At 59.7% G+C, this 24,843-nt stretch carries 24 protein-coding genes, 2 tRNA genes, 1 other RNA gene and 1 riboswitch; of the genes, 11 read left to right on the top strand and 16 right to left on the bottom strand.

What is annotated here, in order from left to right; genetic code table 11:
* Positions 1-89: 89 nt before the first annotated feature.
* Positions 90-1,001, bottom strand: a complete 912-nt coding sequence (locus tag C4N24_RS03155; RefSeq protein ID WP_112090285.1) for an RluA family pseudouridine synthase — start codon at positions 999-1,001, stop codon at positions 90-92.
* Positions 1,002-1,109: 108 nt separating this feature from the next.
* Between C4N24_RS03155 and rnpB the strand changes: the two genes are divergently transcribed.
* Positions 1,110-1,447: RNase P RNA component class A (gene rnpB / locus C4N24_RS03150), an RNA gene on the top strand.
* A 123-nt stretch (positions 1,448-1,570) separates the two neighbouring features.
* Here rnpB and C4N24_RS03145 read toward each other — a convergent pair.
* The 4 genes from C4N24_RS03145 to C4N24_RS03130 all read right to left on the bottom strand — a co-directional run bounded on the left by C4N24_RS03145 (position 1,571) and on the right by C4N24_RS03130 (position 6,471).
* Positions 1,571-3,259 carry an LCP family protein gene (locus tag C4N24_RS03145; RefSeq protein ID WP_112090284.1) on the bottom strand — a complete coding sequence of 563 codons (1,689 nt, stop codon included), beginning with the start codon at positions 3,257-3,259 and terminating at the stop codon, positions 1,571-1,573.
* A 15-nt stretch (positions 3,260-3,274) separates the two neighbouring features.
* Complete coding sequence (locus tag C4N24_RS03140; protein ID WP_112090283.1) at positions 3,275-3,628, bottom strand: NusG domain II-containing protein; 354 nt, start codon at positions 3,626-3,628, stop codon at positions 3,275-3,277.
* 3 nt (positions 3,629-3,631) lie between these two features.
* Complete coding sequence (locus C4N24_RS03135; RefSeq protein WP_112090282.1) at positions 3,632-5,560, bottom strand: NAD(+) synthase; 1,929 nt, start codon at positions 5,558-5,560, stop codon at positions 3,632-3,634.
* A 461-nt stretch (positions 5,561-6,021) separates the two neighbouring features.
* On the bottom strand, positions 6,022-6,471 hold the full coding sequence (locus C4N24_RS03130) for a hypothetical protein (protein WP_112090281.1): 450 nt from the start codon (positions 6,469-6,471) through the stop codon (positions 6,022-6,024).
* A 258-nt stretch (positions 6,472-6,729) separates the two neighbouring features.
* On the opposite strand from C4N24_RS03130, the gene C4N24_RS03125 reads away from it, so the two are divergent.
* From C4N24_RS03125 to sigG, 3 genes are all read left to right on the top strand, one after another.
* Positions 6,730-7,566: a sigma-E processing peptidase SpoIIGA gene (locus C4N24_RS03125; protein WP_112090280.1), complete on the top strand. Its 837-nt coding sequence runs from the start codon at positions 6,730-6,732 to the stop codon at positions 7,564-7,566.
* Between the two features lie 322 nt (positions 7,567-7,888).
* Entirely contained in the window at positions 7,889-8,593 is a 705-nt protein-coding gene (gene sigK / locus C4N24_RS03120; protein WP_112090279.1) for an RNA polymerase sporulation sigma factor SigK, read from the top strand.
* A gap of 157 nt (positions 8,594-8,750) precedes the next feature.
* The gene (sigG, locus tag C4N24_RS03115; protein WP_112090278.1) at positions 8,751-9,518 is read left to right on the top strand and encodes an RNA polymerase sporulation sigma factor SigG; all 768 of its coding nucleotides are present in this window, start codon (positions 8,751-8,753) and stop codon (positions 9,516-9,518) included.
* Positions 9,519-9,600: 82 nt separating this feature from the next.
* Here the strand turns inward: sigG and C4N24_RS03110 are convergent, their stop codons facing one another.
* Positions 9,601-9,849, bottom strand: coding sequence for a sporulation transcriptional regulator SpoIIID (locus tag C4N24_RS03110; RefSeq protein ID WP_015537824.1), 249 nt, complete (start codon positions 9,847-9,849; stop codon positions 9,601-9,603).
* 110 nt (positions 9,850-9,959) lie between these two features.
* A riboswitch (TPP riboswitch) is annotated at positions 9,960-10,060 on the top strand.
* 85 nt (positions 10,061-10,145) lie between these two features.
* Between C4N24_RS03110 and thiT the strand changes: the two genes are divergently transcribed.
* On the top strand, positions 10,146-10,712 hold the full coding sequence (thiT, locus tag C4N24_RS03105; protein ID WP_005923196.1) for an energy-coupled thiamine transporter ThiT: 567 nt from the start codon (positions 10,146-10,148) through the stop codon (positions 10,710-10,712).
* A 161-nt stretch (positions 10,713-10,873) separates the two neighbouring features.
* Positions 10,874-10,949 (top strand) — tRNA-Ala (locus C4N24_RS03100).
* A gap of 102 nt (positions 10,950-11,051) precedes the next feature.
* Here C4N24_RS03100 and C4N24_RS03095 read toward each other — a convergent pair.
* The 6 genes from C4N24_RS03095 to C4N24_RS03070 all read right to left on the bottom strand — a co-directional run bounded on the left by C4N24_RS03095 (position 11,052) and on the right by C4N24_RS03070 (position 18,444).
* Positions 11,052-12,263 (bottom strand): carboxynorspermidine decarboxylase, encoded by a 1,212-nt coding sequence (locus C4N24_RS03095; RefSeq protein WP_112090277.1) that lies wholly within the window; start codon positions 12,261-12,263, stop codon positions 11,052-11,054.
* Entirely contained in the window at positions 12,263-13,522 is a 1,260-nt protein-coding gene (locus tag C4N24_RS03090) for a saccharopine dehydrogenase family protein (RefSeq protein WP_112090276.1), read from the bottom strand. Before C4N24_RS03090 ends, C4N24_RS03095 begins: the two co-directional genes overlap by 1 nt.
* 39 nt (positions 13,523-13,561) lie before the next feature.
* Complete coding sequence (gene speB / locus C4N24_RS03085) at positions 13,562-14,437, bottom strand: agmatinase (RefSeq protein ID WP_112090275.1); 876 nt, start codon at positions 14,435-14,437, stop codon at positions 13,562-13,564.
* Positions 14,437-15,294 (bottom strand): polyamine aminopropyltransferase, encoded by an 858-nt coding sequence (gene speE, locus C4N24_RS03080; RefSeq protein WP_055186663.1) that lies wholly within the window; start codon positions 15,292-15,294, stop codon positions 14,437-14,439. The genes speB and speE overlap by 1 nt, the downstream gene beginning before the upstream one ends.
* Before the next feature lie 12 nt (positions 15,295-15,306).
* Positions 15,307-16,773: an aminotransferase class I/II-fold pyridoxal phosphate-dependent enzyme gene (locus C4N24_RS03075; protein ID WP_015537818.1), complete on the bottom strand. Its 1,467-nt coding sequence runs from the start codon at positions 16,771-16,773 to the stop codon at positions 15,307-15,309.
* A gap of 660 nt (positions 16,774-17,433) precedes the next feature.
* Positions 17,434-18,444 (bottom strand): GDSL-type esterase/lipase family protein, encoded by a 1,011-nt coding sequence (locus C4N24_RS03070; protein WP_242983171.1) that lies wholly within the window; start codon positions 18,442-18,444, stop codon positions 17,434-17,436.
* A 339-nt stretch (positions 18,445-18,783) separates the two neighbouring features.
* Between C4N24_RS03070 and C4N24_RS03065 the strand changes: the two genes are divergently transcribed.
* From C4N24_RS03065 to C4N24_RS03040, 5 genes are all read left to right on the top strand, one after another.
* On the top strand, positions 18,784-20,007 hold the full coding sequence (locus C4N24_RS03065; protein ID WP_015537805.1) for a 6-phosphofructokinase: 1,224 nt from the start codon (positions 18,784-18,786) through the stop codon (positions 20,005-20,007).
* Positions 20,008-20,091: 84 nt separating this feature from the next.
* On the top strand, positions 20,092-21,324 hold the full coding sequence (locus tag C4N24_RS03060; RefSeq protein WP_005922005.1) for a 6-phosphofructokinase: 1,233 nt from the start codon (positions 20,092-20,094) through the stop codon (positions 21,322-21,324).
* A 192-nt stretch (positions 21,325-21,516) separates the two neighbouring features.
* Positions 21,517-21,601 (top strand) — tRNA-Tyr (locus C4N24_RS03055).
* 345 nt (positions 21,602-21,946) lie between these two features.
* Positions 21,947-22,423 carry a YhcH/YjgK/YiaL family protein gene (locus C4N24_RS03045; RefSeq protein ID WP_112090273.1) on the top strand — a complete coding sequence of 159 codons (477 nt, stop codon included), beginning with the start codon at positions 21,947-21,949 and terminating at the stop codon, positions 22,421-22,423.
* 19 nt (positions 22,424-22,442) lie between these two features.
* Positions 22,443-22,682 carry a hypothetical protein gene (locus C4N24_RS03040; protein WP_112090272.1) on the top strand — a complete coding sequence of 80 codons (240 nt, stop codon included), beginning with the start codon at positions 22,443-22,445 and terminating at the stop codon, positions 22,680-22,682.
* Positions 22,683-22,740: 58 nt separating this feature from the next.
* On the opposite strand, the gene C4N24_RS15295 is transcribed toward C4N24_RS03040, so the two are convergent.
* The 4 genes from C4N24_RS15295 to C4N24_RS03025 are packed head-to-tail and all read right to left on the bottom strand — an operon-like array spanning position 22,741 to position 24,806.
* Positions 22,741-22,899, bottom strand: a complete 159-nt coding sequence (locus tag C4N24_RS15295) for a hypothetical protein (RefSeq protein ID WP_181573039.1) — start codon at positions 22,897-22,899, stop codon at positions 22,741-22,743.
* A 1-nt stretch (position 22,900) separates the two neighbouring features.
* Positions 22,901-23,542, bottom strand: a complete 642-nt coding sequence (locus tag C4N24_RS03035; RefSeq protein ID WP_005922015.1) for an ABC-2 transporter permease — start codon at positions 23,540-23,542, stop codon at positions 22,901-22,903.
* Entirely contained in the window at positions 23,539-24,384 is an 846-nt protein-coding gene (locus C4N24_RS03030) for an ABC transporter ATP-binding protein (protein ID WP_112090271.1), read from the bottom strand. Before C4N24_RS03030 ends, C4N24_RS03035 begins: the two co-directional genes overlap by 4 nt.
* 2 nt (positions 24,385-24,386) lie before the next feature.
* Positions 24,387-24,806, bottom strand: a complete 420-nt coding sequence (locus C4N24_RS03025) for a GntR family transcriptional regulator (protein ID WP_347475207.1) — start codon at positions 24,804-24,806, stop codon at positions 24,387-24,389.
* Positions 24,807-24,843 lie beyond the last annotated feature (37 nt).

Raw genomic sequence — 24,843 nt, 5'->3', positions numbered from 1 at the left:
GTACACAATATGCTCTCTTTTTTATTATACACTTTGCATGGTTTGAAACAAGCGCTTACATAAAATTTGGCTACTTTTTCACGCAGTTTTCACGAAAAAAGCGCTTCCATATCCGGCGGCAGCGGGCTTTCCACCGTGACCGTGCGCAGCTGCAAGGGCATTTCCACCCGGATGCCGTCCGGCAGCGGGGTGTACACAGGCACCGCAAAGCTCTGCCGGGCGCAGTGCAGCGCCTGCCGGCCAATGCGCTCCCGGCTGCCGCCGTAAAGGTCGTCCCCGGCAAGCGGATGGCCAATAGACGCAAAATGCACCCGGATCTGGTGGGTGCGGCCGGTCACCGGCACACAGGCTGCAAGGCTAAGGCCGTTTTCTTCCTTTATAATAGTATACTCCGTGCGGCTGGGCTTGCCCTCGGGGGTGACGCAGCGCCCGATGATGCTGTCGCCCCGGCGGCCGATGGGTGCATCGATGACCCCTTCCCCCGGCGGCAGCGCGCCCTGCGCAACGGCATAGTACAGCTTTTCCACCCCGCCTGCCAGCAGCGGTGCGGCGTAGGCGTTTTTCGCCGCCAGCACAAGGCCGCTGGTGTCCTTATCAATGCGGTTCACCGGGCGGAACACCGGGCTGTGGCCGTGGGCAGTCGCCCACGCCGCGTAGCCGTTTGCCAGCGTACCGCCGGGGTAGTTCAGGGTGGGGTGCACCGCCAGCTGCGGCGGCTTTTCCAGCACCACAGCAAAGGCATCCTCGTAGACCACCTTGACCGGGATCTCCGGCTGCGGGGTCACACCGTCCCCTTCCGGCGGCAGGGCAAAGGAAAGCACCTGCCCGGGGAAGATGCGCCGGTTTGCCAGCACAGGCACACCGTCCGCAAAAAAGCCGCCGCCCCGGAACTTGACCGCCCGGGCAAGGTCGGTAGAGACGGCACACTGGCGCAGAAAGCTGCGCACCAGCACCCCCTCGTGGGTGGCTGCCGTATCCGGCACGGCAAAATACAGCTGCATGGCCTGCCCCTCCCCTGCAAAATCCACAAAAAATACAAATGATATTATAACAAAAATCCGTTTCACTTGCAAATCTTACTTTTTTATGGTATCATGAGGAACGGAAAACGAGTGGAACATACGGCGGCGGGGCGGCTTTGACCGCTCTGAGGAAAGTCCGGGCCTCACAGAGCACGGTAACTGCTAACGGCAGCCGAGGGTGACCTTAGGGAAAGTGCAACAGAAAACAAACCGCCGCAGCAATGCGGTAAGGATGAAACGGCGAGGTAAGAGCTCACCAGCGCATGGGTGACCATGCGGCTTTGTAAACCCTACCGGAAGCAACGCCTATATGGGACGTACAGCGCTGCTCGCGTGTCCCGAAGGCGGCACGAGCCTGTCAGCAATGGCAGGCCTAGACAGATCGTCGTTTAATACAGAACCCGGCTTACGGTCTATCTCGTTTTCCCTTTTGTGTTTTTGCGCTGTCTGCTGCTATGCAGGCAGCTTTTTTGTTGCAGCAACGTAAAAAGAGGCCACCGCACAGGATTTGTGCAGTGACCTCTTTGTTGTTTACGCAAAAGGGATGCTCAGTTCCCGCTGCCGCCAAGGATGGCGTCCAGCACGGTGGAAGCGGCACTGTACAGCGAGCCTGCGGTCTGCTCTACCTGCTCCTGCGTGGGCAGGCTGACGGCGGGCGTCTCGGTGCTGCCGCCCTCGGCGGGGGTCTCCGGCTGTGGCGTCTCGGTGGCAGCGGGCTGCTCGGCGGGCGTTTCTGCAGGCTGCTCTGCCGGCTGTTCGGCGGGCTGCTCCGCAGGCTGCTCACCAGACTGTTCGGGCACGCTTTCCACCGGTTCTTCCACGATCACGCTGTCGGCGGGCGTCTCAGGCACAGAGACAGCGGCATCGGGGTCGGCGGTGGGGGTGTACACGTCCGTCTTTTCCGGGGTCTGGGTGGTGGAGCTTACCGTGCCCTCGCCGCCCAACACCGCCGCGACCATCGCCTTGGCCTTTGCCACGGAGTTTTCGTCCGGTTTCATGACATAGAGCTTCTGCCCCTTGGCAGAGTAGCACTTGGTGCTGCTGCCGGAGGAGCCGGTAACGGTGTAGCTTTCAATGTTCCACTCTGCAAAATCGCTGAGCTGCATCCGCACCAGTGCGCTGATCTGGTTCTGGGAAAGGCTGGTGACGAAGCAATCGGCGGCAGAATCCATGATCTTGGAAAATCCCATCAGCAGCGCCGGGGACTTGATCTTGTTCAGCATGGCATCGATCACCTTCATCTGGTTGATGCCGCGCTGCACGTCGCCGGTCTTAAAGGCATGGCGCTCGCGGGCAAAGGCCAGCGCAGCCTTGCCGTCCAGATGGTTCCAGCCCTCGGCAAAGGTGGTGGGGTCGTAGTAGCCGGGGCTGCCCACCGAGGTGAACGCCTGATCGGAGTATACGTCCACGCCGCCCAGCGCATCAACGATGTTGATAAAGCCTGCAAAATTGATGCGGATGTAGTGCTGCACATCCACCCCGTAAAGGTTGCCAAGGGTGTCCATGCTGGTCTGCACGCCGTAAAGGCCGGCATGGGTCAGCTTATCCTTGCTGTTTGTTCCGGCAAGATCCACATAGTAATCGCGCGGGGTGTTGATCAGCACCACCTGCTTGGTCTCGGGGTTCACGGCGGCAAGGATATTCACATCGCTGCGGGCTTTTTCGGTCAGCTCGCCGCGGGTATCCACGCCGCTCAGGTACACCACAAAAGGCTCTTTGGTGATCTTTTTCGCCTCGGCGTCGCTCAAAAAGCCGGTGGTCATATCGCCCAGCGCCGTCAGACCCTGCTGCGCCCACACGCAGCCCAGCGCCATGGCAGCACACAGCACCACCGAGAATGCCCGGGACACCGCGCCTGCAGTTTTGTACTCCTGACAGCGCTTGACCAGCAGCCACAGCAGTGCAAGCAGCGCCGCCAGCACCACCAGATACAGCACCGGCAGCATCTGGGTGCGCCATAGCTGCACCAGCGCCAGAACGCTTAAAATTGCCTGTACGATCAGCAAGATCTTCCCTCGTTTCGGGGGCTGGTATGCCCCATTTCCCCCGGACACCGTGGTGCGGGGGGTGTTTTGCTGCGGGCGGCGGGGCGGCGGAGCAGATTGCTCCGGCGGCAGCTCCGAGAAAAATGCGGCGCTGTCCACCTCCACGGTGGCGTCCTGCTGCTCAGTCTTGTGCAAAAGGCGGTGCAGGGAGCGGCCGTCCTCCTTGCGGGAATGCTCGTTTTCGTCCAACATGAGAATACTCCTTTTTTAGCCCACCGGAACGATGGTCAGCACGGCGCGGGCGGGCAGGCAGGTGGCGGTCTGATCCTCCGCCGACAGCCAGCCAAAGCCCTCGCAGATGTGATCCGGGCAGGGCGATTCAATAAACCGCGCGCTGCCGTCCTTTACCTCTATATGCACCGTATAATAACCGGTGTCCACACTGTAAGTCTCGTCCTTGTCCAGCGGAATGTCCAGCACGGCATTGTTGTCGCCGTAGATCAGCTGGGCAGCCAGTTTTCCGCCGGTGGCGCTGCGGCTGCGCGCAGCCAGCAGTACCGCTGCGATGGCCAGCACCACCGCTGCAAACAGGATATTGGTCAAAAGCTTTTTGTTCTTCATAGCTTACTGCTCCCCGGGCTTGAGCTGCTCCAGCTCTGCCAGCCAAAGGGTGGCGCAAGCGTCGCTGGGCATCCGCCAGTCGCCCCGGGGCGAAAGGGTCACGCTGCCCACCTTGGGGCCATCCGGCAGGCAGCTGCGTTTGAACTGCTGGGCAAAAAAGCGCCAGTAGAAGTTGCGCAGCCACTTGTACAGCACGGCGTCCGTGTACTCTGCCCTGCCCGCAAAGGCAGCCTTTGCCAGCCGGTAGATCTTTGCCGGGCCAAAGCCGCAGCGCAGCACATAATACAAGTAAAAATCGTGCAGCTCGTAGGGGCCCACCAGATCCTCGGTGATCTGTGCAATTTCGCCGTCCTTGGCGGGCAGCAGCTCCGGCGAGACCGGGGTAGCCAGAATATCCAGCAGCACATCGTGCAAAGCGGCGGTGGCGGCAGTCTCGGCTTCGTACTGCACCAGATAACGCACCAGCGTTTTGGGCACACCGGCATTTACGCCGTACATACTCATGTGGTCGCCGTTGTAGGTCGCCCAGCCCAGCGCCAGCTCCGAAAGGTCGCCCGTGCCCACCACAAGGCCGCCGGTGCGGTTGGCAAGATCCATCAGCTCCAGCGTGCGCACACGCGCCTGCCCGTTTTCAAAGGTGACGTCCAGCACCTTCTCGTCCTGTCCGATATCCGCAAAGTGGCTGCGCACAGTGTTGGCAATGCGGATCTCCTGAAAGCTCACGCCCAGCTCCCCGCACAAAATCTCGGCGTTGCTGCGGGTGCGCTTGGTGGTGCCAAAGCAGGGCATGGTCACCGCCAGCACATCGGCGGCGAGGCGGTGCAGCTGCTTCATGGCGCGCACTGCCACCAGCAGGGCAAGGCAGCTGTCCAAGCCGCCGGAAATGCCAATGACCGCCGTTTTTGCGCGGGCGTGCTCCAGCCGCTTGGCAAGGCCGTCGGCCTGCATTTTTAAAATCAGCTCGCACCGGGCGGCGCGGCGCTGCGGGTCGCCCGGCACAAAGGGCGCAGGGTCAATGCGGCGGGTGAGCACCGTTTCCTCCGGTGCAAGGTCAAATTCCACCGTGACGTAGCCCTCGGCGCTGGGCTCAAAGCTGGTGTTGCGGGCACGCTCGGCTTCCATGCGCTGGCAGTCCAGCTCGGTCTCGGCATGGTCGCCCGCAAAGGGCGCAGTCTCGGCAAGAATGCTGCCGTCCTCGGCGATGAGGTCGTGGCCGGCAAACACCATGTCCGTGGTGCTTTCACCGTGCCCTGCCGAGGCGTACAGGTAGCCGCACAGCAGCCGGGCGGACTGGTTTGCCACCAGTGCGCGGCGGTACTCGGCTTTGCCCACGGTCTCGTCGCTGGCAGAAAGGTTTGCAATGACGGTAGCGCCCGCCAGCGCGTGGAAGGTGGAAGGCGGCAGCGCGCTCCACAAGTCCTCGCACAGCTCCACGCCCAGCACAAAGCTGGGCATCTGGCGGCAGCGGAACAGCAGCGACGTACCAAAAAGCACCTGCTGCCCGCAGACAGTCACCGTCTGCACCTCGGTGCTGCCGGGGGTGAACTGCCGTTTTTCGTAGAACTCGCCGTAGTTGGGCAGGTAGGTCTTGGGCACGATGCCCAGCAGCTGCCCGCGGCACAGCACGGCGGCGCAGTTGTACAGCTTGCCGTGTACCAGCAGCGGCAAGCCCACCAGCGCCACGGTATCCAGCGTGCGGGTCTGCGCAAGCAGCCATTCCAGCGCATCCAGTGCGCCCTGCTGCAAAGTGCGCTGCAAAAACAAATCGCCGCAGGTGTAGCCGGTAAGGCAAAACTCCGGGAATACCGCCAGCTTTACCCCGCGCTGCGCGGCAGCTTGCAGCTGCGCCAGCACCTGCTGCGCGTTATAGGTGCAGTCTGCCACCCGCAAGGCGGGCGAAAAGGCAGCTGCCTTTAAAAAACCATCTTTCATAAGAGGATTTCACATCCTGTCTGTTTCAGTGTAGCCATGGTGACCCATGTTGACCATAGTATACCACAAACCGCATAAAACGGAAAGTAACAGTCTGGTAAAAGAAGTGTGAACGTGGGAAAACCCTCTCAGTCTCGTTTTTCCGGTTAGCGACTTCCCGGAGTGTACCCCTTCCGTCTGCTCACTACGTTCGCAGCCACCCGCTCCCCACTCTGTCGCTAACGCGACATCTCTCCCCGGCCGGGGAGAGTCTGTCCAAGGGGACGGCTTTGGGCGGTGATAGCAAACTTTCCGGCTGCACCTAAGGCGCCCCCTTGGGGGAGCTGGCGAGCGCAGCGAGACGGAAGGGGTAAAAAAACACCCCCGCAGGCTTACGCCCACGGGGGTGTCATTATGCTGTTATGTTCCCTGCACCCCTAAAGGTACAGTCACGCAAGCATGATCTAGTCAGTTAAAACTGATTAGAAAGCGAAATCGCCATTCTTAACGAAGGTGCTCTCGGAAGCAGCGTTCTTCACGGTGCCGAAGCCCAGGTTGTAGATAGCAGCCAGGTTGCCAACAACGTTCAGAGCGATGTTGCCAGCGCCCTTCAGGCCCCACTTGAACTTCTGGAAGCCGGTGGTGTCATCGCCCAGCTTGTTGGTGTAGTTAACAGCCCAGATGTCGCCGAACTGCTTGCCGAAGCCAGCCATGCCAACGCCGGGCTTCCAGGTGCCGCTGAACATAGCGCCAACGGTGTTGGTCAGGAAACCGCTCAGGTACTTGTTACCGACCACAGTCACCATGTTCTTGCTGAAGTTCTGCCACTGAGCAGACTCCATCACGGGGGCCAGGTAGTCAGCAACGCCGCCACCGATAACGTAGGTCATTTCGTTCTCAGACACAGCAGAGAAATTTGCAGGCATCATCATAATGAATTACTCCCTTCAAAAATAGAAAAAATATTTTCGAACCGGTGTTTCCGGCTCAATCCTTACTAGGATGGCAATAATATACCACACTTTCCAGAAATGTTCAAGTACTTTTTTGAAAAAAGTGTAAAAACTGTGAAACCCAGTCCCGGCTTTTGTAGCAAATATGCACTGTTCATGCGGGTTTTTCTGGTGTGACAGTTTTTTTCGCAATTTTATGAAAAACTGGCTCTCAGAACCATAAGGCGGTGCTTTGCAATGAAAACAGTTGTTTTTGTGGACGAATTGCTGCTGGTAAACTTTGCCGCAGCCGCCGCGCTGCTGCTGGGCGCGGGGCTTTTGTGCGGGCGCAGCTGCACCGGGCTGCGGCTGTGCGCGGGCAGCGCGGCGGCTGCCGTAAGCACCCTTGCCCTGCTGGCGCCGCCGTGGTGCACCCCGCTGGCGGTACTATATAAAATAGTCAGCTGCTGCTGCGTGGTAGCGGTGTGCTACGGCGTGCCCGGGGCGCGCAGCTTTGCCCGCCTGTGCGGGTGGTACGCGGCGCTGAACGGCGTGCTGTGCGGCGCGGTGGTGCTGCCCGGGGTGCAGGCCAACAACCTGAGCGTGCTTTTGCCGGTGCGCCCGGGGCAGCTTTTGCTCTGCTGCGCCGGGGTGTATGCGCTGCTGCGCGGGCTGCTGGCGGTGTTTGGACGCCCGCAGCGGGGCTGCTTTGCCGCCGTGCTGCATCTGGCAGGGGCGGCTGTGCCGGTGCAGGCTTACCACGACACCGGCTTTACCCTGCAGGACCCCCTTGCCGGGCGGCGGGTGGTGCTGGTGCAGTACCCGCCGGTGCGCAGCCGGCTGCCCGCGCCGCTGCGGGAAACCTTAGACAGCTGGTTTGCCGCCGGCGCTGCCCCGCCCCCCGGGCTTGGGGTACAGTTTGTGCCCTGCGCCGCCGTTACCGGCCGCTGCCTGCTGCCTGCCGTGCCCGCCGCACTGTGCTGCGGGCAGCGCCGCGTGCCCGGCCTGCTGGCGGCTTTTTGCGCCCCGGACGCCCCCGCCGGCGCATGGACGCTGCTGCTGGGGGACGACGTAGCGGAGGATGTGGGGGTGTAGTTTTACCCCCCCTCAGTCAAAGCCTTGCGGCTTTGCTGGTTAGCGGGCTCGCCCTCTCAGGCGCTGACGCGCCAGCTCTCCCAAAGGGAGAGCCCTTGGCAGTCCACACTTGCTCCATCTTTTTACAAGAGTTCTTCCCTTTGCAGAGAAACACTTTCAGATGGAACTATTGCATCTGAAAACTTTACGATGTAACCGGAAACTTTTCCGCTATGCCAAAGCCTCTCCCTTTGGGAGAGGTGGCACGGCGCAAGCCGTGACGGAGAGGGCGAGCACGCTCCCCTGTCATACATATAATAATTATTGCACAGGAGGGATATCCATGTTGCAGTTTTTCCGGCAGATGTGGCAGCGGCTGTGGGGGCGTTTGCGCTACTGCGGCGCGGTGCATTATCTGGCGGGCGGGCCCAGCCTGCCCCCGCCCCTGACCACCGAGCAGGAAAAAACCCTGCTTGACCGCATGGCCGCCGGGGACGCCGCCGCCCGCGAGGAGCTGATCACCCACAACCTGCGGCTGGTGGTGTATCTGGCAAAAAAGTACGAAAACAGCGGCGTGCCCGCCGAGGACTTGGTAAGCATTGGCACCATCGGGCTGATCAAGGCGGTAAACACCTTTACCCCTGCCCGCAGCATCAAGCTTGCCACCTACGCCAGCCGCTGCATCGGCAACGAGATCCTGATGTACCTGCGCAAAAGCTCCAACCGCCGGCAGGAAGCCAGCATCGACGAGCCTTTGAACGTGGACGGCGACGGCAACGAGCTGCTGCTTTCGGACATCCTTGGCAGCGATGCCAACGCGGTAAGCCAGCAGCTGGAGCAGGACGCCGAGCGCGCCGTGCTGCGCCGCGCCGTGGCAGCGCTTTCGGCACGGGAGCGGCAGATCATGGAGCTGCGCTTCGGCCTTACCGACGGCGTGGAGCGCACCCAGAAGGAAGCCGCCGACGCCCTTGGCATCAGCCAGAGCTATATCTCCCGGCTGGAAAAGCGCATCATCCACACCCTGAAAACCCGCCTTGAAAGCGAGTAGCCGCAGGTACAGCGCTTGACATTCCGCGTGGGAACGTGTATCAGGTTTGTCTATAATGCGTCCCTCTTTTGCGGAGGGGCGCTCAATTTTTTCCACGCATAGCGCCCGGCGCACAGAGCCATACTTCCGGTAAAGCTAAAAGACCGGGGGCGTTTGGATGTACAACAAGGTGGAGCTATGCGGTGTAAACACGGGGCAGCTGCCTGTGCTGACCGAAGCGGAAAAGCGGCAGCTGCTCACCCTTGCCCACGCCGGGGACAAAGCTGCCCGGGCGCGGATGGTGGAGGGCAACCTGCGGCTGGTGCTCAGCGTGGTGCAGCGGTTTGCCCAGCGGGGCGAAAATCTGGACGATCTGTTTCAGGTGGGGTGCATCGGGCTGATCAAAGCCATCGACAATTTTGACCCCGCGCAGCCGGTGCGTTTCTCCACCTACGGCGTGCCGATGATCATCGGGGAGATACGGCGATTCCTGCGGGACAACAACGCTCTGCGGGTAAGCCGCACCCTGCGGGACACCGCCTATCGCGCCATGCAGGCGCGGGAAGCGCTGGAAAAGCAGCTGGGGCGCGAGCCCACCATGGACGAGATCGCCGCCGCAGCGGGCCTTGCCCGGCGCGAGGTGACCGCCGCGCTGGAATCGGTGGTGGAGCCGCTCAGCCTTGACGAGCCGGTGTACACCGACGGCGGCGATGCGATGTATGTCATCGATCAGGTGCGCGACCTGGACAGCGAGGAAAGCTGGATCAGCGGGTTGCAGTTCCGGGACACGGTAGCCGCCCTTACGCCCCGGGAAAAGCGCATTATGGAGCTGCGGTATCTGCGCGGTAAGACCCAGATGGAGGTGGCGCAGGAGATCGGCATCAGTCAGGCACAGGTAAGCCGGCTGGAAAAAGGCGCATTGCAGCAGTTCCACACCGGGGGATAAAAGCAGCCGCTTTTCGCTGCGCCCCTCCATGAAAAAGTGGCTCAAAAAAGACCGCTGCACAATGCAGCGGTCTTTTTGGGGTTTAGCGGCGGCTGTATCTGCGCCGGGTGGCAGCCCCGCCCCGCAGGTGACGCTCGGCCTTGTTGCGCGCCAGCACGGCACGCACCTGCCCGTACAGCGCAGGGCTGATGCTGCGCAGCCGCACGGCAACGTCCTTGTGCACGGTGGACTTGCTGCACCCGAACGCAGCCGCCGCTGCCCGCACCGTGGCGTTGTGGGCGGCAATGTACTCGCCCAGCTGCACGGCGCGCTGTTCCGGATCGGCTTTCATATCCCGCCTCCCTGCGTTCCAGCTTTGCAATGGTATAACATACGCGCCGCCGGGGCGGAATATGTCTGCGGGCTTGACATTTTGTCCCCCGGCGCGTATACTGTGGGCGGACATAAAAACAGGGGTGCCGTAAGGCTGAGATCCGCATCGCGCGGAGTACCCTTTACCTGATCCGGGCAATGCCGGCGTAGGGAGTTTGCGGAACTGTCCGGTACGTTCAACAAACCTCCATGCGTCTGCTGTCGGCAGGCGCATTTTGTTTTTGTGTACTACTATGAGAGAGGAATTTTTTCATCATGTCCAAAACCTATTCCAAGACCCGTATTCTGGTGGAATGCGCCCTGATGATCGCCATTGGCACGGTGCTTTCCAACATCAAGTTCTTCACCATGCCCAACGGCGGCAGCATTACCCTGCTGAGCATGCTGCCCTTTGTGCTGGTGTCCTTCCGCCACGGCGCAAAGTGGGGCCTGTTCACCGGTTTTGTAAACGCCTGCCTGCAAATGATCATGGGCTTCTACCCTCCTCCCGCTTCCACCTTCCTCTACTTCCTCGGTGAGGTGCTGCTGGACTATGTGCTGGCCTTTATGGCACTGGGTCTGGCCGAGCTGTTCGCCCGCCCCTTCAAGAACCGCACCGTGGGCGTAGCCGTAGGCACCTTTGCCGCCGGTTTCCTGCGCTTTATGTGCAGCTTTTTGTCCGGCGTGCTGGTGTGGGGCAACCTGAATGATGGTCTGGCCGCATGGACTTACAGCCTGACCTACAACGGCAGTTATATGCTGCCCGAGACCCTGCTCACCATGGTGGCCGCTGTGCTGCTGTGCCGCGTGGCTCCGCAGATCTTTGACCGTCAGGCACGCTAAGGCGTAGTTTTTCAAAAAAGAGCACTTTCCCGCTTTTCGATCCCCGCCGGGCACACGCCCTGCGGGGATCTTTTGCTGCAAAAAATTTTCAAAAACCTGTTGACAAGCGCCCCTCCGGCTGGTATAATTACACACGTCGTCAGGCACGAGGACAAACATCTGGGGGTTTAGCTCAGCTGGGAGAGCGCTTGCATGGCATGCAAGAGGTCACCGGTTCGATCCCGGTAATCTCCACCAGAACGAAGGCACTACACGGAAACGTGTGGTGCTTTTTTGTTGTTTTTTTTGCGTAAAAAAGCGTTTGTCGCAACTCCGCAGAGTGCGACAAACGCTTTTACTTTACTTTGCGCCCAGACGCATTTTAAAGTCCTGATAGCCGAAATGCACCAGCTCCCGGCAGCTGCCGTCTGCGCCCAGCAGCCAGATGGGCGGCAGGGGCATCCCGTTGAAGGTGTTGTTCTTGCAGGTGGTGTAGATGGCCATATCGCCAAAGATGAGCTTATCCCCCTCGGTAAGAGGAACGTCAAAGCTGTAATCCCCGACGATATCCCCCGCAAGGCAGGTGGGGCCGCCCAGCCGGACGGTGCACGCCTTCTCCCCTGCCTCACCGGCATCCAGCAGCGGCGGGCGGTAGGGCATCTCGATGACGTCCGGGGTGTGGCAGGCTGCAGACATATCCAGAATGGCAAGGCTGGTATCTCCATTGTGCAGGGTGTCCAGCACGGTGGTAACCAGATAGCCCGCGTTCAGCGCCCAAGCCTCGCCGGGCTCCAGATACACCTGCACGCCGTACTTCTGCCGCACCGACAGGATGCAGCTTTCCAGCGTAGCAAGGTCGTAGCCCGGACGGGTGATGTGATGTCCCCCGCCGAAGTTGAGCCACTGCATCTTGGGCAGCAGGTCTGCAAATTTTTCCTCCACCGCTGCCAGCGTCACCGCCAACGCATCCGCGTCCTGCTCGCACAGGGTGTGGAAGTGCAGACCGTCCAGCAGGGCGGGCAGTTCCGGGTGCGCCGCCACGGCGGCGTCCCACTGGGCACGGGTGGTGCCCAGACGGCTGCCGGGGGCGCAGGGGTCGTAGATTTCGTGGCCTTCCTGCGTGGAGCACTCCGGGTTGATGCGCAGACCAATGCTTTTGCCCGCCGCCTTTGCCGCCGGGCCGAACTTTGCCAGCTGGCTGGGCGAGTTGAACACGATATGGTCAGCGTATTGCAGTAATTCCTCAAACTCGTCTGCCCGGTAGGCGGCGCAGAACACATGGTTCTCCTTCTCCGGCAGCTCTTCCCTGCCCAAGCGGCTCTCGTACAGGCCGCTGGCCTCGGTACCCGCCAGATAGGGTGCCAGCACCGGGTAGACATTGAAGTTGGAAAAAGCCTTCTGCGCCAGCAGGATGCGGCAGCCAGTGCGCTGCTGCACACCCAGCAGAATTTCGCCGTTGCGGCGCAGCTGGGCTTCGTCCAGCAGATAGCAGGGGGTGGGCAGGCGGTGCAGCTGCTCCTCGGACAGGTTTGCCAGCCCCGCAAAGGGCGGGCGGCTGTCGCGCACCCGCATCAGTCCACCAGAGCCGGGTCGTGGCTCTCGGAGCGGGGCAGGCCGTACTTGTCCAGTGCATCCAGATACGGATCGGGATCAAACTCCTCGACGGTGTGCACACCCTTGGTGTTCCACTTGCCGGTGAGCAGCATCAGCGCGCCGCACATAGCCGGCACGCCGGTGGTGTAGCTGATGGCCTGAGAGCCCACTTCCTTGTAGCACTCCTGATGGTCGCAGACGTTGTAGATGTAGTAGGTCTTGTCCTTGCCGTCCTTTTTGCCGGTAAAGATGCAGCCGATGTTGGTCTTACCCTTGGTGCGGGGACCAAGGCTGGCGGGGTCCGGCAGCAGCGCCTTAAGGAACTGGATGGGCACGATCTCCTGTCCGTTGAAGCTGACAGGGGTGGTGGACAGCATTCCCACGTCCTCCAGACAGCGCATATGATCCAGATAGCTCTGACCAAAGGTCATGAAGAAGCGGATGCGCTTTGCCTCCGGGATGTTCTTTGCCAGAGACTCGATCTCCTCGTGGTGCAGCAGGTACATATCCTTGTCGCCCACCTGATCGAAGTTGTACTCCCGCTTGATGCTCATAGCGGGAATTTCTACCCAGTGGCCGTTCTCCCAGTAGCTGCCGGGAGCGGACACCTCGCGCAGGTTGATCTCGGGGTTGAAGTTGGTGGCAAAAGCATAGCCGTGGTCGCCGCCGTTGCAGTCCAGAATGTCGATGGTGTCGATGGTATCGAACTCGTGCTTTTTGGCGTAGGCGCAGTATGCCTGGGTCACACCCGGGTCAAAGCCGCTGCCCAGCAGGGCGGTCAGGCCGGCTTCCTCGAACTTTTTGGCGTAGGCCCACTGCCAGCTGTAATCAAAGTAGGCAGAGAAGCCGGCTTCCTTGCAGCGCTTCTCGTAGATGGCGCGCCACTCCGGGTCGTCGGTGTTCTCAGGCTCGTAGTTGGCGGTATCCATATAGTTGACGCCGCAGGCAAGGCAGGCGTCCATGATGGTCAGATCCTGATAAGGCAGGGCGATGTTCATCACGAGATCGGGCTGGTAAGCCTTGATCAGGGCGATGACCTCTTCCACCTTGTCTGCGTCCACCTGTGCGGTGGTGATCTTGGTAGCGGTGGTGGGAGCCAGCTCGGCAGCCAGCTTATCGCACTTTGCCTTGGTACGGCTGGCGATGCAGATCTCGGTGAACACCTCGGGCACCTGGCAGCACTTATGGATGGCAACGGAGGCCACGCCGCCGCAGCCGATGATCAGAACTTTGCTCATATCGGTTACTCCTTTATCTGTAAAATGGTAGTTTCGTATTTATACCTGAAAGCCCGGCCAGCCCTTGTCCAGCGCGATCAGGGTCTCGCGCAGCACCTTGCAGGCGGTGGCGGTGGAAACGCCGGTGGTGTCCAGCGTGGGAGCCAGCTCGTTCAGGTCTGCGCCGATGATGTTGGCCTTGGTCACAGTGCGGATGGCATCCAGCAGCTGCAAAAAGCTTACGCCGCCAGCCTCCGGGGTACCGGTACCCGGGAAGCAGGAGGGGTCAAGGCAGTCCAGATCGATGGTCAGGTACACCGGCACCTTGCTCTCGCACAGCTGTGCGGTCAGCTCGGCAAGGCCGGTAAAATCGAACTTGTGCATCTCGGTGTGCTGAGCAGCAAACTCGAACTCTGCCCGGTCTCCGCTGCGGATGCAGAACTGATGGATACGGCCATCCCCTACCAGCTCGTGGCAGCGGCGCAGCACACAGGCGTGGCTCAGCTTCGCGCCCAGATAGTCGTCCCGCAGGTCGGCATGGGCATCGAAGTGGACGATGTGCAGGTCGGGATATTTCTTCACCGCAGCCCGCACTGCGCCCAGCGTGACCAGATGCTCGCCGCCCAGCAGCAGCGGGAACTTGCCGTCCTTCAAAATTTCCTCTGCCCGGGCCTCGATATCGGCCAGCGCCAGCTCGCTGGAGCCGAAGCACAGCTCCAGATCGCCGCTGTCGAACACGTCAAAATCGGTCAGGTCGGCGTTCTGGTAGGGGCTGTAAGTCTCCAGACCATAGCTCTCGTGCCGGATAGCCGCCGGGCCGAACCGTGCGCCGGGGCGGTAGCTGGTGGTGGAATCGTAAGGCGCACCGTACAGCACGATGCTGGCGGCGCGGTAGCTGCTGTCGCAGCCGATAAAGTTCTCAACGTTGGGGTGCATCAGTGTTCCTCCACTTCCCGCAGCATCTCCTCCAGAAAAGCCGGCAGGTAGAATGCTCCGATATGCAGTTTTGTGGTGTAGTAGCGGGTGCGCATATTCAGCGCCTTCCACGATTCAGCGTCCAGATCATCGATGGGATGATACTTTTTACTTGCAAAGCCGAACAGCCAGTACCCCGCCGCAAAGGTGGGGATATGTGCCTGATACACCCGGCTGATGGGGAAGGTGGACGCAATACGCTTGTGGCTGCGCTGCATGGCGCTGGCGTCCTCGGCGTAGAAGGGGCTGCCCTGCTGGTTGACCATGATGCCGTCCTCTTTCAGGGCGTTGAAGCAGCTGCCGTAGAACTCGCGGGTGAACAGACCCTCGGAGGGGCCGAAGGGGTCGGAGGAGTCCACGATGATCAGGTCGTATTCCTCCTCGCAGCGGCGGATATACTTCAGGGCGTTCTCAAAGTAGATATGCACCCGGCGGTCATCCATACGGCAGGCATTGCCGGGCAGGTAGGCGCGGCAGGCTTCCACCACCTGCGGGTCCATCTCCACAAGGTCGATGCGCTCCACACGGTCGTAGCGGGTCAGTTCCCGCACCACGCCGCCGTCACCGGCGCCGATGACCAGAATATCCTTGGCTTCCTTGTGCACCGCCATGGGCACATGGACGATCATTTCATCGTAGATGAACTCGTCGCGCTCGGTCAGCATCACGTTGCCGTCCAGCGTGAGCACCCGGCCGAACTCCGGGGTCTCAAAGATATCAATGCGCTGGTAATCGCTCTGCTTGGAGTAGAGCTGTTTGTTCACCCGGATGCTGTGCTTCACATCCGGGGTGTGAAACTCTGAAAACCAAAATTCCATCTTTTTCCCTCCTTATGCCAGAACATTCAGGTGCAAAATTTCAGGATCCTCCGGGCCGGTCATGCTGCAGCCCTTGGCCTTGGCGTACTCGATATAGTTCAAAATCTCCTTGGTGATGCGCTCGCCGGGTGCAAGGATGGGGATGCCCGGGGGATAGCACATGACGAACTCGCTGCACACCATGCCCTCGGTCTCCCGCAGGGGCAGGCTCTTTTTGGGGGCGTAGAAGGCCTCCTGCGGACTGGCAGCCACCACGGGGTCGATGTATTCCTGACTCAGCAGACCCGAGCCGTCGGTGCGGTAGCGGCGCTTGATCTCGGCCAGTGCACTGACCAGACGCTCCACCTCCTGCGGACGGTCGCCGATGGACAGGTAGGCAAGGATGTTGCCAATGTCGCCGAACTCGATCTGGATATCGTACTCATCGCGCAGGATATCGTAAACCTCAATGCCGGCAAGACCGATATCCAGCGTATGGACGCTGAGCTTGGTGGTGTCAAAGTCAAAGACGGAATCGCCGTTGCACAGCTCCTTGCCAAAGGCGTAGTAACCGCCTACGGCGTTGATCTCCTCGCGGGCATACTCGGCAATGTCCGCCACCTGATGGAACACCTGCCGTCCCCGCAGCGCCAGATTGCGGCGGGAGATATCCAGACTGGACATCAGCAGATAGCTGCCGGAGGTAGTCTGGGTCAGGTTGATGATCTGGCGCACATAGCCCGGGTGCACGTTGGGGCCGATGAGCAGCAGGCTGGACTGGGTCAGGCTGCCGCCGCTCTTGTGCATGGACACCGAGGCCATATCCGCGCCTGCCGCCATGGCAGACACCGGCAGACCGCCGCCAAAGTAGAAGTGGGTGCCGTGGGCTTCATCCGCAAGGCAGAGCATTCCGGCGTCGTGCGCCATTTTTACGATGGCACGCAGATCGGAGCAGATGCCGTAGTAGGTGGGGTTATTCACCAGCACGGCCACAGCGTTGGGGTGCTCCTTGATGGCCTTGGCCACCTGCTCCCGCTTCATACCCAGCGAGATGCCCAGACGCTTATCCACCTCCGGGTTCACATACACCGGTACAGCGCCACACAGCACCAGCGCGTTCAGCACGCTGCGGTGCACATTGCGGGGCAGAATGATCTCATCGCCCCGCTTGCAGGCGGTAAGCACCATGCTCTGCACACTGCTGGTGGTGCCGCCTACCATTAAAAAGGCGTGTGCCGCGCCAAAGGCATCGGCGGCAAGCTCCTCAGCTTCCCGGATGACCGACACCGGGTGGCAGAGGTTATCCAGCGGCTTCATACTGTTCACGTCCACGCCCACGCACTGCTGACCCAGAAAAGCGGTCAGCTCCGGGTTGCCACGGCCCCGCTTGTGGCCGGGCACGTCGAAAGGCACCACCCGCATCTGCCGGAACCGCTCCAGCGCCTCGTAGATGGGCGCACGGCGCTGGTCCAGCCGGGAACGTGCTTTGTTCTCGTTCATCTTTTCCTCCGTCCCTGTTCTCTTTTTGCACAACAAAAAAGCGCAGACACTGCACAAATGTGCAGACCTGCGCTTGGAACAGCTTTTTCCGCGCTGATAAAGCACCCAGCCATAAGTGCCGGTGCTGCGCGTTATCTGTGATCCAAAAAGACGGGGTGATGAGAGTCTATATAGCAACTACACTTTTACTACTCTTATTGACCGTTTCACAAGTCTGCGCATAGGCTGCGCAATTTCATGGTTGTAAAGGAACCAACTTATAAAATTTAGAGCTTTGCCGCAAGGGCAGCCGCTGCTTCTAATCAAAACAGCAGCGCTGCGGCACGCGAGCCAACGCAAGGTTTGAAACTCGTTTCATCGTTGTCTCGCAGTAACTCAATCAATAATGGCAGCTTGCGCCGCCGGTCGGCAGTGGACCCGGCTGTCCGTATGGCCTTAGCCCCGTTGGGCGGTCCCGAGTAAATTGCTTTGAAAAGACTCTGCAAGGCGGTGTCTCTCAAAATCAACAAAAGAATAACATGATTCGCCTTTTCTGTCAACTAAAACTTTTTGGCAGACAGCCTTTTCCATGCAGAAAAGACTGTTTTGTGCAAAAACATCCCGCTGAACCCGCAAAAGAAGGACAGCCGCATCGTTTGGTGCAGCTGTCCTTTGCTCTGGTTATTCTGCGCTGTATGCGCTGCCCATGATCCACGGGTTACTTGCGGAATATTTCGCGTGGTTGCGCAGGTAAGTGACCCATGCGCCGTAGCCGTTGCCGGCCGAAAGGTGCACGCCGTCCGGTGCGGCGATCATCTCTTTCAGGTTGCCCTCGCCGTCAGCCAGTGTCTCCCACAGATCCAGATAAACGCAGCCCTTGCTGGCAGCCAGCTGCGCCAGCTGCTCATTGACGCCGCGCAGCACGTCCGAGGCAAGACCCGGCTTTTTTTCCGCTGCCGCAGGCCGTACCGGCGGGATGGACTGTACATAAATAATGCAGTCCTCGCCCAGCGTCTGGCGCAGCTCGTCCAGCATCTGTCCGTAGTATGCCAGAAAACGGTCCGCAGCGCCCAAGGTGGTCAGGGTGTTGGTGCCCAGCAGAATATACAGCTTTTTGGGCTGCGCCGCTGCCAGCACATCCAGCGCCACCTCCTGCCCGCGGGTGGGGCTCTTGACGGCGGCGCGGTTGACGATGGCGTCCGGTCCCACGCCTGTGTAGCCGCAGATGAGCGCGCCGCTCAGATTGATCTGATAATCCGAGAAGCCCACCGTCAGGCTGTCGCCCAGAAAGGCAGCGTCCGAAAAATAACTCAGGTCTACCTGACCGCAGGTCGGTTGCCGGATGACGCTGGCATCATAAGCCTTAACGGTATAGGCACCATCGGTCTGCCGGGCAGGGCCGAAGCTTTCCAGCTGTACCGCCTGCGCCGTGCCGCTGTCCCCTGCTGCGCTCTCGCTGCCAGAGTCCGTCTCGCCCTGCATGGGCAGCGGTGCCAGAATGTTCTGCGCAATGCCGCCCGCGCTGGTCTGCGGGGTGCTGTCCTCCGTCGCTGTTCCCTTTTCCAGAATAGCGGTCACCGCATAGGCGACCAGCAGGATGACCACAATGACCCCTGCCAGCCGCAGTTTGCCGCTGATGCCCCCGCCCGTGCGCCGCCGGGGTGCCGAATGATATTCGTGTGAAATGCCCATAATCTCTGTCCAGCTTTCTGCAGTTATCCCAACAGGCAGGTACTTCTGCCCGGTAATTTTGGAGTGCGCACCCATTTTATCATATTTTTTTTGCCTGTGCAACCAATTGGGTCTTGCATACAACAGGCAAAACGGGTACAATAGGATTGCAGCTTATTTTGCACATTTTACAAAAAGCGAATACACAAGCCGCAAACATTTTTGTGTCAGTTGCGGCAGGCGGCTGTTTTGCCGTTCCGGTCTGTTGGCAGTGCAGGGCCGACAGACTACTTTACCGGACGGTGCGGAAAACCGTTTGCCCGGCAGTGATACATTTTAAATGATCTGAAGGAGGTTTCCATGGCCAAGAATATCATCATTGGTCAGAGCGGCGGCCCTACCGCCGTGATCAACTCCAGCCTTGCGGGCGTATACAAAGCCGCCCGCAGTCTGGGTGCAGACAAGGTGTACGGCATGAAGTACGGCATCGAAGGTCTGCTCAAGGAGGAGCTGCTGGAGCTCAACATCCTGCTGGACGACCGCATGAGCATCGAGCTGCTCAAGCGTACTCCGTCCAGCTATCTGGGCAGCTGCCGCTTCAAGCTGCCCGACCCGGACACCGATGCCACCCCGTTCGTCAAGCTGTTCACCCTGTTTGACAAGTACGACATCTGCGCCGTGTTCTACATCGGCGGCAACGACTCGATGGATACCATCGCGAAGTTGTCCCGCTACGGGCAGCAGGTGGGCAGCAGTGTGCGGTTCATCGGTGTGCCCAAGACCATCGACAACGACCTGTGTCTTACCGACCACACCCCCGGCTACGGCTCTGCCGCAAAGTACATTGCCACCATCTTGAAGGAAGTCATCCGCGACTCCTCGGTTTACAACATCCGCAGCGTGACGGTGGCCGAGATCATGGGCCGCCACGCTGGCTGGCTGGCCGGTGCGGCCTGTCTGGCAGGCGGCGAGGACTGTGAAGGCCCCGACCTGATCCTGCTGCCGGAAGTGCCCTTTGATCAGGACAAGTTCCTTGCCCGGGTGGACGAGCTGCAGCGGGTAAAGTCCAACGTTATCATCGCAGCCAGCGAGGGCGTAAAGACCGCAGACGGCACTTATCTGTGCGATCTGGTTTCCACCGCCGGGCAGCTGGACGCCTTTGGTCACAAGGCCATCCTCAGCGGCACCAGCCGTTACCTTTCGGAGCTCATCCACGACAAGCTGCAGTGCAAGAGCCGCGCCATCGAGTTCTCCACCCTGCAGCGCTGCGCCAGCCATCTGGCCAGCCGCACGGATGTGAACGAGGCCTACGCCGTTGGCGGTGCCGCTGCCGCTGCTGCCTTTGCGGGCGAGAGCGGCCGCATGATCGCCCTCAAGCGCGTTTCCAACTACCCGTACCAGTGCATCACCGAGTCTGTGGATGTGCAGCAGGTGGCAAATCTGGAAAAGAAAGTCCCGCTGGAATGGATCACTCCGGACGGGATGCAGGTGACCGAAGCCTTTGAGGAGTACGCCCGTCCGCTGATCCTGGACGAGGTTACTCCTGTGTATGTGAACGGTACCCCCCGCCACATCCGTCTGTGATCTCCCTTTCCCTTCCGCGTCTGTTTTCGTGCAACTGCACGTTTTTATAGCCGAAACAGAAAAAACAAAAAAGGAGAAATCATCATGGGAAAAAACGCAATCGTCGGTCAGTCCGGCGGCCCCACCTCTGTCATCAATGCCAGTCTGGCGGGTGTCTTTGAAAGCTGCAAGAACCGCGGCGCAGACATCGTGTACGGTATGTGCAACGGTGTTGCCGGTCTGCTGGAGGAGCGGGTGGTGGATCTTTCCACCCTGCTGACCGATGACCTGGACATCGAGCTGCTCAAGCGCACCCCGTCCAGCTTTCTGGGCAGCTGCCGCTACAAGCTGCCCGACTGGCGGGATGACGAGGCGGTGTACAAAAAGCTGTTCGCCATTCTGGAAAAGCTGAACATCGGCTACTTTTTCTACATCGGCGGCAACGACTCCATGGACACCATCGGCAAGCTGGCAGACTACGGCCAGCGCGTTGGCAGCGACATCCGCTTTATGGGCGTGCCCAAGACCATCGACAACGACCTGATGGTCACCGACCACACCCCCGGTTACGGCTCTGCGGCCAAGTACATCGGCGTTGTGATGAAGGAGATCATCCGTGACGCCACCGTGTACGGCACCAAGTACGTCACCGTGGTGGAGATCATGGGCCGCAACGCCGGCTGGCTGACTGCCGCTGCCGCACTGGCCAAGAGCGACGATTGCGAGGGCGTGGACATGATCTGCCTGCCCGAAGTTCCCTTCAATGTGGAGCGCTTTGTGGAAAAGGTGCGTGTGATGCAGGAAAAAAAGCCCAGCATCGTCATTGCCGTGTCCGAGGGCGTAAAGCTGGAGGACGGCCGCTATGTCTGTGAGCTGGCGGACGACGTGCACGCAGTGGACGCTTTCGGCCACAAGGCACTGACCGGTACTGCACGTTATCTGGCCAATGTGGTTGCCCGCAATCTGGACACCAAGACCCGCTGCATCGAGCTTTCCACCCTGCAGCGCTGCGCCGGTCACCTGACCAGCCGCACCGACATCACCGAAGCCTATCAGGTAGGCGGTGCCGCTGCCAAGGCAGCCTTTGAGGGCGTTACCGGGCAGATGGTGGCGCTGAAGCGTATCTCCAACAACCCCTACCAGTGCACCACCGAGCTGCATCCCATCAGCGAGGTCGCCAACTTGGAAAAGAAGGTTCCCCTGAGCTGGATGAACAACAACCACACCCAGATGACCGAGGACTTCTTGGACTACGCCCGTCCGCTGATCCAGGCCGAGCTGACCCCGCTGTACATTGCCGGTCTGCCGCACCACATCTACATGAAGAACCAGAAGTGATTTTCTCCTGATTTTTTGTCAGGCTGAAAAGCCCTCCCGCCCGGACGCTGTAAAGCACACCCGGACGGGAGGGCTTTTGTGTTTGCTGCATTTCTTTCTTATTTTTTGCGCTCAGCCCAAATTATGGGTTGACAAACCGCGTTTTCAGTGGTAACATATACAAGCAGTCCGCACGGCTGTAAAAAAGAATATGGGCGTGTTCCCGAGTGGCCAATGGGGACAGACTGTAAATCTGCTGCTTTCAGCTTCGGTGGTTCGAATCCACCCGCGCCCACCAAAAAACCTCAGCGTATACAAGTACGCTGAGGTTTTTGTTTTGTAACAAGGCCAGACTCATAGAGCGGGTGGATTCGAACCGCTGCGGCGACGGCGCTGAAGACGGCGCAAAAACAGCCCAGTGGGCTGTTTTTAGCAGCGCGGCTCGCGCAATCCACCCGCGCCCGCCAAGAACTCCAATATCCGAACCGGGTACTGGAGTTTCTGTTTTATCTGCTATGCAAAAGGGATGCAAGGGGAGATTCGAGCAATATCGATTTATACTCTCCCCCACAGATATTGCATCTGCCCCCGACCTGTGATACCATACAAGTAACCAAAACGATACAGATGGAGGACTTTTTCCATGATCTACGATACCCTGAACAACCTGCCCAATTATCTGGGCGTAAGCGACAATCTGGACACTGTCATCGAGTACATTATGGCGCGGGATATCACCACCCTGCCTGCCGGGCGCACCCGCATCGATGGGGACAAGGCGGTGGTCACTGTGAGTACCGTCACACCCCAGACCTCCGACAAGGCACTGTTCCAGCAGCACGACAATCACATCACGCTGGAGACCGACTTGGACGGCAGCGAGCTGTTTGAGGTAAGTCTGGCAGAGCTGACTCCCACCAAGCCCACCGATGAAGCCGCCGACACCACCGTAGGCACTGCCGGTACCAGCATTGCCGGGATGCTGTGCGAGGGACGTTTTGCCCTGTATCTGGCCGGGGAGCCGTATAAATCCGGTCTGAAGGCGCAGGGCTGCGGCAAGCTGAAAAAAGCCGTGTTCAGCATTGAGCTGGACCCGGACGAGGAAGAAACGGAAGAATAAGCGAAAGGAGACTTTCTGTATGGGATTTTTTGCTGTACTGGCTGCAAGCCTGTTTGCCGTGTTTCTCTTTACTGTGTTTGGCGGCTATTCGCTGCTGCTCTGGTGCCAGCAGTCCCTGTGGATGGTTGTTCCTCCCGCGCTGGTGCTGGCTGTTCTGGTCTGGACATTTTTGAAAATGGACGATAAGATCACCGCCCTGCAAAAGCGGGTGGACGAGCTGGAAGCCGCGCAGAAAAACGCCGAAAATCCCGAGAAATAAATACAGCGCCGCCCTTACCGGAGAAGCTTTTCCGGCAGGGGCGGCGCATTTTTACACCTTATTTTTTATCCTGCGGGTCATCCAGCCCTTCAAACATCACCATGCCCAGACCGACAAAACCGGCACCCAGCGCAAAACCCACTGTCCCCATCGACACACTGAACAAAACGCCCATGGCAACGCCGAACAGGATGCCCGCGATTTTGCTTTTCTTCATTTTACTGCTCTGCCTTTCCGTACCATGCAACGGACAACCGCCACGAGAGGGCATACAGCGCCAGCACCGCTGCCAGCACGACCACTCCCACCAGCGCAGAGCTATGGGCGGGTAGGATGCTGTTCAGCAAAATCCCACCGGAGGACACCGTAATGCCCATCAAGGCTCCCAGCATACCAATGCAAAGATAATACACATATTTTGCCTTCTCGTAGCCAAAGCGGTAGGTCAACGGCAGCAGGATAATGTTGCCCAGCAGGGTCAGCATCGCCACCTGAAGCAGAGTCGCCACGGTGAGCTTCACCGTCACTGTACCCCAGAGCAGCTGTGCTGCTGCCAGCGCCGCCATACTCAGCAGCTCCGCCAGCGCCATACCGCACAGACCAATGAGGTATTTGCCGCCCACCAGCTGCTCTTTTGTCACCGGCAGGGCGGCACTGCAAATGCTGAACCGGCTGCTCTGGTCGTAAGCCAGTAAGGACATTGGCGACAGCCCCAGCAAAAGCCCGCCGTACAGCATAAAGAAATTAGACCCTTCCTTCATGAAAAACGTTCCCATCAATATCATGGCTACCGACGCCAGAATGATCCATCTGGTGTAGCTCCACATCTGATAGGCATCCTTCAATAACAGACCTTTCATTGCACATCTTCCCCTTTCACCATCAGTACAAACAATTCCTCAATGCTTACCGGGGTAAGCTCTGCCCCGGCGGGCAGTGCATCCCGGCGTACAAGCGCCTCGGCGCCGTAAGGAGTGACACGCTTACCGTACACCTGTGCATCCAGTGCCGCCAGCTGCGCCGCCGTGCCATGCCACAGGGCATATTCCTCCCGCAGGGCGTCCTTTTCTTCACAGAGCAGCAACCTGCCCTTGTGCAGGAAGGCGATGGTGTCGCACAGCTTTTCCAAGTCACTGACGATGTGGGAGGAAATGAGGATGGAGCGTTCTTCGTCCCGGGCAAAATCCAGCAGGATATCCACCACTTCATCCCGCACCACCGGGTCCAGCCCGTTGGTGGCTTCGTCCAACAGCAACAGCTTCGGGTGGTGCGCCAGCGCCACGGCGATGCACAGCTTCATCTTCATGCCGGTGGAGTAGTCCTTATATTGCTTTTTGTCCGGCAGGCCGAACTTCCGGCACAGCTCCGCATAGGCGGCAGCGTCCCAGTTCTGATAGATGCCCGCCATCACCTTGCCCGCCTGCACCGCGTTCAGGCACAGGGGGATGCCCTCGCTGCCCAACACCACGCCGATCTCCTCTTTGGTGCGGACGGAAGCAGTGCGGCTGTCCCTGCCGAGGATGGTCACGGTGCCGCCGTCCCGCTGCACCATGTCCAGGATCAGCCGGATAGTGGTGCTCTTGCCTGCTCCGTTTTCGCCGATCAGGCCGCAGATGGTGCCGCCGGGCAGGGTCAGGTCCAGCGGCCCAAGGGTAAAGTCCTTATAGTGTTTTGTAAGTCCCTGCAGTTCCAGTGCGTTCATATTCAGCCCTCCCATAGCAGTTCCAGCATCTCCCGCAGTTCTTCCCTGCTCAGCCCGCAGGATGCGGACAGGCGGACGGCTTCGGTAAGATGCGCTTCAATCTTTTTCAGGTTTTCTTCCCGCAGCAGCTCGGTGTTTTTAGGAGCTACAAAAAAGCCCTTTGCCGGTACTGCGTAAAGAAAGCCCTCTTTTTCCAGTTCATCGTAGGCGCGCTTGGTGGTAATGACGCTGATGCGCAGATCCCGCGCCAGCCCCCGGATGGAGGGCATAGCTTCGTCCGGCTGCAAAGCCCCGCTGATGATCTGCTGCTTGATCTGGTTGTAGATCTGGTCATAGATGGGCGCGCCGCTTTTGTTGTTGATAAACAGTTCCATCGGCTGCTCCTTTGACGCTTGTGTTTCGTCTGTATATGCACAGTATATACAGTAGATACAGATTTGTCAAGAGGGTGCGCAAAAA

The sequence above is a fragment of the Faecalibacterium prausnitzii genome (assembly GCF_003287405.1).
Lineage (GTDB): Bacteria > Bacillota > Clostridia > Oscillospirales > Ruminococcaceae > Faecalibacterium > Faecalibacterium intestinale.
This window is presented reverse-complemented; position numbering and strand designations above follow the sequence as displayed.

Excerpts from the sequence above, each read along its gene's own strand:
- C4N24_RS03155 (WP_112090285.1), bottom strand. The coding sequence starts at position 1,001 with ATGCAGCTGTATTTTGCCGTGCCGGATACGGCAGCCACCCACGAGGGG.
- C4N24_RS03035 (WP_005922015.1), bottom strand. The coding sequence starts at position 23,542 with ATGAAAGGTCTGTTATTGAAGGATGCCTATCAGATGTGGAGCTACACC.
- thiT (WP_005923196.1), top strand. The coding sequence starts at position 10,146 with ATGTCCAAAACCTATTCCAAGACCCGTATTCTGGTGGAATGCGCCCTG.
- C4N24_RS03110 (WP_015537824.1), bottom strand. The coding sequence starts at position 9,849 with ATGAAAGCCGATCCGGAACAGCGCGCCGTGCAGCTGGGCGAGTACATT.
- C4N24_RS03145 (WP_112090284.1), bottom strand. The coding sequence starts at position 3,259 with ATGTTGGACGAAAACGAGCATTCCCGCAAGGAGGACGGCCGCTCCCTG.
- C4N24_RS03040 (WP_112090272.1), top strand. The coding sequence starts at position 22,443 with ATGGGATTTTTTGCTGTACTGGCTGCAAGCCTGTTTGCCGTGTTTCTC.
- C4N24_RS03065 (WP_015537805.1), top strand. The coding sequence starts at position 18,784 with ATGGCCAAGAATATCATCATTGGTCAGAGCGGCGGCCCTACCGCCGTG.
- C4N24_RS03070 (WP_242983171.1), bottom strand. The coding sequence starts at position 18,444 with ATGGGCATTTCACACGAATATCATTCGGCACCCCGGCGGCGCACGGGC.
- C4N24_RS03095 (WP_112090277.1), bottom strand. The coding sequence starts at position 12,263 with ATGCGGGTGCGCGACAGCCGCCCGCCCTTTGCGGGGCTGGCAAACCTG.
- C4N24_RS03075 (WP_015537818.1), bottom strand. The coding sequence starts at position 16,773 with ATGAACGAGAACAAAGCACGTTCCCGGCTGGACCAGCGCCGTGCGCCC.
- C4N24_RS03060 (WP_005922005.1), top strand. The coding sequence starts at position 20,092 with ATGGGAAAAAACGCAATCGTCGGTCAGTCCGGCGGCCCCACCTCTGTC.
- C4N24_RS03045 (WP_112090273.1), top strand. The coding sequence starts at position 21,947 with ATGATCTACGATACCCTGAACAACCTGCCCAATTATCTGGGCGTAAGC.
- C4N24_RS03140 (WP_112090283.1), bottom strand. The coding sequence starts at position 3,628 with ATGAAGAACAAAAAGCTTTTGACCAATATCCTGTTTGCAGCGGTGGTG.
- C4N24_RS03090 (WP_112090276.1), bottom strand. The coding sequence starts at position 13,522 with ATGAGCAAAGTTCTGATCATCGGCTGCGGCGGCGTGGCCTCCGTTGCC.
- sigG (WP_112090278.1), top strand. The coding sequence starts at position 8,751 with ATGTACAACAAGGTGGAGCTATGCGGTGTAAACACGGGGCAGCTGCCT.
- C4N24_RS03030 (WP_112090271.1), bottom strand. The coding sequence starts at position 24,384 with ATGAACGCACTGGAACTGCAGGGACTTACAAAACACTATAAGGACTTT.
- C4N24_RS03130 (WP_112090281.1), bottom strand. The coding sequence starts at position 6,471 with ATGATGATGCCTGCAAATTTCTCTGCTGTGTCTGAGAACGAAATGACC.
- sigK (WP_112090279.1), top strand. The coding sequence starts at position 7,889 with ATGTTGCAGTTTTTCCGGCAGATGTGGCAGCGGCTGTGGGGGCGTTTG.
- C4N24_RS15295 (WP_181573039.1), bottom strand. The coding sequence starts at position 22,899 with ATGAAGAAAAGCAAAATCGCGGGCATCCTGTTCGGCGTTGCCATGGGC.
- speE (WP_055186663.1), bottom strand. The coding sequence starts at position 15,294 with ATGGAATTTTGGTTTTCAGAGTTTCACACCCCGGATGTGAAGCACAGC.
- speB (WP_112090275.1), bottom strand. The coding sequence starts at position 14,437 with ATGCACCCCAACGTTGAGAACTTTATCGGCTGCGACAGCAGCTACCGC.
- C4N24_RS03125 (WP_112090280.1), top strand. The coding sequence starts at position 6,730 with ATGAAAACAGTTGTTTTTGTGGACGAATTGCTGCTGGTAAACTTTGCC.
- C4N24_RS03135 (WP_112090282.1), bottom strand. The coding sequence starts at position 5,560 with ATGAAAGATGGTTTTTTAAAGGCAGCTGCCTTTTCGCCCGCCTTGCGG.